The 7,662-nt window shown below is 60.9% G+C and carries 10 protein-coding genes; 2 read left to right on the plus strand and 8 right to left on the minus strand.

From position 1 onward, the window contains the following. Window positions 1-175: 175 nt before the first annotated feature. The 3 genes from AAFX91_RS36675 to AAFX91_RS36685 all read right to left on the minus strand — a co-directional run bounded on the left by AAFX91_RS36675 (window position 176) and on the right by AAFX91_RS36685 (window position 2,393). On the minus strand, window positions 176-451 hold the full coding sequence (locus AAFX91_RS36675) for a hypothetical protein (protein WP_394569765.1): 276 nt from the start codon (window positions 449-451) through the stop codon (window positions 176-178). A 302-nt stretch (window positions 452-753) separates the two neighbouring features. Next, window positions 754-2,010, minus strand: a complete 1,257-nt coding sequence (serA, locus tag AAFX91_RS36680) for a phosphoglycerate dehydrogenase (protein ID WP_394569766.1) — start codon at window positions 2,008-2,010, stop codon at window positions 754-756. A 176-nt stretch (window positions 2,011-2,186) separates the two neighbouring features. Further along, a complete protein-coding gene (locus AAFX91_RS36685) occupies window positions 2,187-2,393 on the minus strand; it encodes a hypothetical protein (RefSeq protein WP_130584078.1) in 207 nt (68 codons plus the stop codon). Between the two features lie 174 nt (window positions 2,394-2,567). On the opposite strand from AAFX91_RS36685, the gene AAFX91_RS36690 reads away from it, so the two are divergent. Both AAFX91_RS36690 and AAFX91_RS36695 read left to right on the plus strand, forming a co-directional pair. After that, window positions 2,568-3,422 carry a DUF2306 domain-containing protein gene (locus AAFX91_RS36690; RefSeq protein ID WP_394569767.1) on the plus strand — a complete coding sequence of 285 codons (855 nt, stop codon included), beginning with the start codon at window positions 2,568-2,570 and terminating at the stop codon, window positions 3,420-3,422. 555 nt (window positions 3,423-3,977) lie between these two features. After that, entirely contained in the window at window positions 3,978-4,220 is a 243-nt protein-coding gene (locus AAFX91_RS36695; protein WP_130584051.1) for a hypothetical protein, read from the plus strand. 108 nt (window positions 4,221-4,328) lie between these two features. Here the strand turns inward: AAFX91_RS36695 and AAFX91_RS36700 are convergent, their stop codons facing one another. From AAFX91_RS36700 to AAFX91_RS36720, 5 genes are all read right to left on the minus strand, one after another. Continuing rightward, the gene (locus tag AAFX91_RS36700) at window positions 4,329-4,562 is read right to left on the minus strand and encodes a hypothetical protein (protein ID WP_130584050.1); all 234 of its coding nucleotides are present in this window, start codon (window positions 4,560-4,562) and stop codon (window positions 4,329-4,331) included. Window positions 4,563-5,069: 507 nt separating this feature from the next. Further along, entirely contained in the window at window positions 5,070-5,249 is a 180-nt protein-coding gene (locus AAFX91_RS36705; RefSeq protein WP_130584049.1) for a hypothetical protein, read from the minus strand. 185 nt (window positions 5,250-5,434) lie between these two features. After that, window positions 5,435-5,794, minus strand: coding sequence for a hypothetical protein (locus tag AAFX91_RS36710; protein ID WP_282528011.1), 360 nt, complete (start codon window positions 5,792-5,794; stop codon window positions 5,435-5,437). A 189-nt stretch (window positions 5,795-5,983) separates the two neighbouring features. Continuing rightward, window positions 5,984-6,286: a hypothetical protein gene (locus AAFX91_RS36715; protein WP_394569768.1), complete on the minus strand. Its 303-nt coding sequence runs from the start codon at window positions 6,284-6,286 to the stop codon at window positions 5,984-5,986. 23 nt (window positions 6,287-6,309) lie between these two features. Continuing rightward, window positions 6,310-7,449: a hypothetical protein gene (locus AAFX91_RS36720; RefSeq protein ID WP_394569769.1), complete on the minus strand. Its 1,140-nt coding sequence runs from the start codon at window positions 7,447-7,449 to the stop codon at window positions 6,310-6,312. Window positions 7,450-7,662: the final 213 nt, after the last annotated feature.

Raw genomic sequence — 7,662 nt, forward strand, 5'->3', positions numbered from 1 at the left:
GCGCGAAACTACTTCGCCGTCGTCGCCATTGCCGCCACTCTGCTCTGGATAAGGTAACTGTCCACACGGCCTAGGGCGCATCGGCGGAGCGATGTGAGCACTACCCCATCAACACAAAAGGCCCGCGAACATGTCGCGGGCCTTTCGCTAGCTATGCACCGTAAGCGCGTGTCGGTTAGCGGGACGCGCCGGTTCCGGTCCCGGTCGTACCGACCGTTGCGGCCCTTACTTTCGGTCGGGGTGTCAGGACGCTGAGTTCGTGCGGAGAAGCCGCCGAGGGGGCGACCTGCGTCTGTTCCTGGACATTCGCGGCTCCCAACAGCCCGACTTGCACCGGCGAGATCGGCAGCCCCTGCACTTCATAGGTCGGCAATTCCGCAGCGAAGCTGGTGGTGCCGCCTGCGATCGTGATCGCGACCATGGCTGCGATGGTTAAAGAAGTCTTCTTCACTGCAATTCTCCTGGGTCGATTCGTCCCCCAGAAGATAGGCTACTTGCTGCGTTGCGGTATGCTCTTTGTTGCATTGCAACAATGCGCGATTGCGATCCGTCGCTTCGCGCAGTGATTTGTTTCGCTACAGGCGGCAGTCACGGGGATCGAGTTGCTGAAATTCGAAGGGAAACAGAATGATCTTCCGATCACCAGCCATCCGTCATCCAAATGACATGTCCGCCGAAATCGCCCAGCCGATCACATTTTTCTGAGGTCGCTGATGATCTCGACCCGCGGTCAGCTCGCGACGGTGATTCCCCTCACCGCGCCATCGGCCGGTCCTGATCGTACAGCACGCGGACGCGGATGGTGCCCTCCACGGCTCTCAGATCCGCCAGCAATCCCTCGCCCTCGCCGCCGACGACGTCGGTCTCAAGCACGACGTAGCCGACCTCCGGATCGGTTTGCAGGTATTGCGCCAGGATATTGATGCCATGGCGGGAGACGGCGTCGTTCACCTGGCGCAACACGCCGGGGACGTTGCGGTGCACGTGGATGAAGCGGGTGCCGGTCGGCCGCGCCGGCAATTGCACCTGCGGGAAATTGACGGCGCCGAGCGTTGAGCCGACATCCGAATAGTCGATCAGCTTGCGCGCGACTTCGCCGCCGATGCGGTCCTGGGCTTCCTCGGTGGAGCCGCCGACATGCGGCGTCAGGATCACGTTGGGGAGGCCCTGCAGCGGCGAGACGAAGCGGTCCGCATTGGAGGCCGGCTCCACGGGGAAGACGTCGACGGCCGCGCCGGCGAGCCAGCCCTCGCCGAGCACGCGGGCCAGGGCATCGAGGTCGACGACGGTGCCGCGCGAGTTGTTGATGAGATAGGCGCCCTGCTTCATCTGCCGCAATTCACGCTCGCCGATCATGTTGGCGGTGGCCGGCGTCTCCGGCACGTGCAGGGAAACGACGTCGCTTGCCGCGAGCAGTTCGTCCAGCGTCTCGACCGGCTCTGTGTTGCCGTGGCGGAGCTTGTCGGTCTGGTCGAAGAAGATCACGCGCATGCCCATGGCTTCCGCCAGATTCGACAATTGCGAGCCGATATTGCCATAGCCGACGATGCCAAGCGTCTTGCCGCGCACCTCGCGGCTGCCCTCCGCGGACTTGTCCCAGCCGCCGGCATGCGCCGCGACCGAGCGCGGGAACACCTTTCGGAGCAGCATCACCACCTCGGCGATGGTGAGTTCCGCCACGCTGCGGGTGTTGGAATAAGGCGCATTGAACACGGGGACGCCGAGTCGCCGCGCCGCATCGAGATCGACCTGGTTGGTGCCAACGGAAAAACATCCGACCGCGATCAGCCGATCGGCGGCCTCAATCACGTCGGCGGTGAGCTGGGTCCTGGAACGAATCCCCAGCATATGCACGCCCGACAGCGCCTGCTTAAGCTCCTTGGCGCCGAGCGCCTTCGGCAGACGCTCGACTTCGGTGTAACCGTTGGCGTCGAACAGGCGAACGGCAGAATCGTTCACGCCCTCCAGCAGCAGGACGCGGATCTTTTGCTTGGGCAGAGACAGGGGCATCGGTCGTCCGATCGTGGTCTGGCCGGGCCGATCGTCGGAATTTGGGCTGGCCCGGAGGAGCGGACGGATATCCGCCCTTGCCGCCCGAGGCAACCGCTGAGGCGCAAATGGCCGGCGCTCATGGTCCGCCTACCGCCGATCGGCGCTGCGGCCCCGCCACCGGCTCCGTCGGGCCCTCACCCGCCCAGCACATTCCCCCATCCGTCGAACAAGAACTCCCGCCACGCGACCGCCCCGTCGGCGCGCGCGTTGCTGGTGCGGCGGAAGTCGTCGGCTTCGTCGCCGATCCAGGTGACAATCTCGTCCGTGGCGCGGTCGTGCAGGATCGCGGGCTCGGACGGGTCGAAGTTCATCATGGGATGCAGGCTTTGCTGAGCTGTCATGCTCCGATAACGCGCTGGAGACCACGAAGGTTGCGCTCGATCGATCACATGCGTTCGAATTACATCGGTAACGTCATCGACTGGGCTCCGGGCCTTGCAGTCATCCCAATGCCTCAATCAGCTCCAAATCCTGTTCGTCGCGCGCCAAACTTATGCTGAGCCATCGCGGTGTCCTTGCAATTCGAACTTGATCGGCAGCAGAGCGGCTCGATCGGCACAAGTGCCGTCGGCACGGCCGCGTTACGATGGACGATGACCGCCCTTGTGGCTGCCGTCTGGATCAGCGCGGCGATCTTCGGTTTGTATATTGTTGCGATCTACCTCGGCGCGCTGGTGGATGGAAATCTTGATCAGTGGAACCGGGATCTGCCGCGCCTTCACGATGCGCACTCGCTGATGGCAACAATGGGTATCGGGCTGCATTTCGCGGCCGGCACGGTGCTTCTTCTGCTCGGTCCATTGCAACTGATCAGCGCCGTGCGGGCGAGAGCGCCGGCGTTTCACCGGTGGGTCGGCCGGCTCTATGCATTGTCGGCACTTATGGCCGGCTTGGGCGGGCTCGCTTTTATCGCCGTGCAGGGCACGATCGGCGGGACACCGATGAATATCGGTTTCAGCCTCTATGGCGCGCTCACGGCCATCGCCGCCGTCGCAACGTTCTGGCATGCGCGAGGCAAACGCTTCGAGCAGCATCGTGCCTGGGCGATCCGGCTGTTTGCGCTGGTGATCGGGTCATGGCTCTACCGGATGGATTACGGATTCTGGGCATTGCTCGGCCATAACATGGGTCACACGCCGACGTTCGACGGGGGTTTTGACGTCGTGATGGCGTTCTTTTTCTACATTCCCAATCTGATTGTTGCCGAGGCGTTCATTCGCGCACGCCAACTGCGCTCTGCTGCTTACGTCAAGGTCGGAGCGGCGATTTGCATGGGCGTCGCCGCAGCGTTCATCGCAGTCAGCACGTATTATTTCACCGCCTTGCACTGGGGACCGAGGATTGTGCAGAGGCTGCTTTTGACCTTGTGATAGTGGGCGGCGGCCGATCATCGTCGGAAGCAGCAGGACTGCTGTCTTACTTCGCAGCTCGGCTCCTTCGCCCCAGTCCAGAGAAAAGACCGGCGGGCGTTACGCCGCCGGCCTTCTCTTGTAGCTGCCGGCTCCCGGGTCCGGTTCCGCCACAAATTGCTGTGCCCTTAGGGGACACCCGCAAGTTTAATAAAATCTTAACAAGGCAAAAGTGGCCTGGATCACACTTTGCGGGCAGCTAGAGCATGATCCGGAAAAGTGTGAAGCGGTTTTCCGAAAAGATCATGCTCAAACAATAACCTAAAGCGCGATGATGATTCATCCTCATCTCATCGCGCTTTAGTTGACGCGCGACGGCGCCAGCCAACCGGCGTTCGCTCGCGACTCACCACCGGAAAACTACGGAGCTTTGCATCGCACGACGAGTCGCGTGATGCATTCGCGCATCGCTGCGCACTGTTTGTGCGCGGAGCTTAACCATTGCGCGTTGCTTGTCTTAGGGAACCACCGACTCAGTGCTACCATGCAGTGCATACCGAAACAGGAGTGGTTCGGATGCCTTGCTACAGCTTCGATCTCGTCGTTGGGGAAGAGTTCAGGAATCAGGGCTCGATCATTCTCGAGGACTTGCACGTCGCCTCCGACAGAGCCGACCAGCTCGCCAACGAGCTCTCGCAAGTCAAACCCGAGTTGAAAGCAAAAGGCTGCGCGGTTCGCGTCACCGATGCCGACAATATCGAGCTGTATCGCACGCCGCTCGATCCTGTGCCGGCGTGGCGCTCCGCAAGGCGGAACTGAGCAAGGGCTCGCTTCAAACCGCTTGAAGGCGGACGGCGCGCGAACGCGATCCGCCTTCGTCTGAAGAAGCCGGCGGCTTACATCATGCTGGCCGGCGTTGTGACCACGTCACTGCCTGGAAACGTGATGCCTCGCGCGCGCGTGGCGCGCCGGAGGCGCGACCGACAGATCGACACGGCCGATCGACGCCAGCGCATTCTGCGGATAATTATGGGTGCCGACGCCGAGGCTCTGATAGAACGCCTGCGCTCCAGGCTCCTGGACCGCCTGCTGCGCAGCCACCGGAGTTGCGATCACCGCCGATACCAATGCAACCGCGCTGAAAAGCTTGAACCTAGTCATTGCCTATTCCCCTTTCGACTTGACCAAACAAATCGTGTTTGAACTCTCGCCAACGTCTCGAAGTCATCGTGGCGTTCGCGGCTGCAGATAGCGATGAGACGTTCACGTTCAATAGAATGATATTCATCATCCAAAAAACATCATCGTGATCGGCCACGGCGGACGCGTGCTTTTGAAGGGGCCGGGGCATCCCCGCTTTTATGCGTCTTCGGAAGAAGCTTCGCCGTAGCGCTCAGCCGACGATGCGGACGTTCTCAATCGAGCGCTGAAATGGAATGATCTTCCCAAGCACCAAGCGCTGATGTACGCCGCGCCGTCCGCGCATCGCTGCTCGCGACCCGCGATTGGTCGTTCACGTTTTGCTGAGTTGCTGGAGCAGCCGCTGGGGCGATCATACTTCGATCGCCCTAGCCGCGCAGATTGCGCGAATGCGATAATCCGCCGATCAGTTGCGAGGGGAATAGCGGATCACGCTCGCGCCAATCCGCCCTGCTTTGACCTGCAAGATCACGCCGCTAACAATCGATCAAACTCCGCCGGAGCATACGACGTCCCCTCTTTATCCGTGATCACGACCTGCCAGCCGGCGCTGGCGAAGACGCGCGCTTTGGCTACGATGATCAATGAGCTCTGGCGTTCGACCTTGACCTTCTCGTTGTCGCGTTCTGCGATCATTTTGTAGGACAATTTCTTTTTCCCATGTTTGTGCTTGCCCGGTTTTCGCCAATAGCCAACAGGCTTTGGCCGCAATTCGCCGGGAACGTGACGATTTGATGGAACGGCGCCGACGCCGCTTTGCTGTCGCGAGGGCGCACAGGAAGCGGCAACAAAAAAGCGGCCCTTGGGCCGCTCTCTTGTCGCTACTGTGTTCCTCAATAAGGATCGTAGTAATAAGCGTAGGAATCATACGGCTCGAACGGCGCAGCGGCGATCGCGGCCGCTGTACCGATCGCGCCACCGACGACGCCGGCTGCGACCTCGCCGGGACCAGGCCCGTAATAGGGTCGGTGATAGACGGGTCCGTAGTAGACCTGCCGATAATGGTAACCCATGCGGGGATAGCGGCCGGTATTATAGGGCGTGCCGACCCCATAGCTGCCGGTCAGGTAGCGCGAATTCGGATAGTTGAATCCGATCGAGCCAGGTTCCTGCGTGACTCCCTGCGCCATCAGCGGGGTGGCGAACGTCGTCGTCAACACCGCGGCGGCGCCCAATACTGCGAGCTTCTTCATCGATCCTCCTCCAATGGTGCCCCGTCGGAGGCCCAACTGTGGAACACGGGCGCCGTTCCGACCTTTCATTCAACGCGCCGTGAAGTTCCGCCTGGTTTCTCCGCCGTCATTCCGGGCTGCGATGAAGTCGCGAGCCCGGAATGACCGTCAGAGATCTGCCCGGCGGGCGAGGACGATGCCGGCCACCGATCACTCTCCGTTGGTGAGCCACTCCGGCCCACGTCCGTCCTTCCGATAGTCGCGCCCAACAATCAGCGCATCGTCCCTGCCGGCGAATGCGATGAACTTTGCATTGGGGCTTACGATCAGGTGCTCGACGTCCCAGCCTCCGCCAATTCGGTCTGCCGAGGCGCAGAGGGAGTTGGTCCGCTGCAACGATGCAGCACTGACGCCGTGAAATAGCTGTACGCAGATTCTCGCTCGATCGCTTTCGACCCGCTCCAGCTCGAGTTGGTCCTCTTCCTGTGAACTGTTGTCGTAGAAATCCGTCACGACGACAGTCTCTCCATACAGACTCAGCCTCGGAAAAATGAACGAGCCTTGTTTTTGCCCGATGCCATGGGGCTCGAAGTATTCGAGCCATTCTTCAGTTCGCAATCCGCGATCAGGAGATCTTGACGCAACCGACCGGCCACGCGGCTTGAAGCCTCACCCCGACTGGGCTCCAGCAGGACAAGACACCGCTCTCCATCGAGCGCAATATCGGCCACCGTAAGTTCATATGGAAGCTTGAACGGACCGGCACCAACAATCTGCCAGTACTGCATGAGCGGACGTTTTCCGGGTACGACCGTATAGAGGGCCTGGTAGCCGGGCAGAGCCCCGTCAGGACCCGGCAACTGCGAAGTGGCATGTGCAGCAAGCGTGTAATAGACGACATTTTTCGACTTGCTGTCTTTAGCGCAGCCGGGCCTGGGAGCCCGGGTCGGACATTGGTAGCTGCCGAGACTCCGAGAGCCGATCTGCGGCGTCGACACCCCGTAGATGCCGATCTTCGGATCACGCGGTCCGTATCTATCTTGGTCCGAGGCGAACACCATGAACTCAAAGCCGTCCTTCTCGATTGAATAACTCAGCGGCTCGGTCTGGCGCGGCTTCAGGCCGCCTGGATTGATGTCCCTGAGTTCGACTGCGCCGCCGTTGCTTCGGCTATACAGGTTGCCGGCGCCATCGGTCTGCATGGGCCCTTCGGGACCTCCGCCACTCTTTCGAATATGGATTGTCGAGGGCCACCTTCTGCCGCTCTCGTCGCGCAAGGCTCGAACCAGATGATGGAAGGACTGTCGAATGACCGTTTCGCTTGTCGACACTTCACCGGGCCTGTAGGCGAGACGCGCCACACCCGACACATACACGAACTGCCCCCCACGAACGCAATCCGCGCGCGCATAGGCGGCCGGATAGACGACCAGCGGATGAGGATCGCCGCCGACCAGAGACAGCATGTACACGATATCGCTTGAGAACGTCTCAGCACCCGGCCCTTGAGGCGCCTGCTTATCGACGAAGGTCAAGGTTTCATCGGAGCACCAACTGATGCTCGATATCTTCGTTCCGAATTTGCCGAGATCGACAATATCGCGCGCGGTCGGCACCTCGGCCGTCGCTGGCGACACGTTGAAGAGAAATACCAATAAGAGAACGACTAGGATCATCTTCGACTGCTGCCCCCCTTACTATATAATATCGAGGAGGGTGGAAAGTGAAGCAAACCTCGGACGCACAGCGCCGCGAGAATGCGAACTCACATCCTCTCCGCTGTTTGAAATTCAAATCAAAAACCCATCCCCGCGTCGTCCCGGGCTTGACCCGGGACCCATATGTGGACGGCCCCCGTGGCACAAGAGCTTTTGAGGTGATCGGATCGC

It is taken from the genome of Bradyrhizobium sp. 31Argb (assembly GCF_043638955.1).
GTDB lineage: Bacteria > Pseudomonadota > Alphaproteobacteria > Rhizobiales > Xanthobacteraceae > Bradyrhizobium.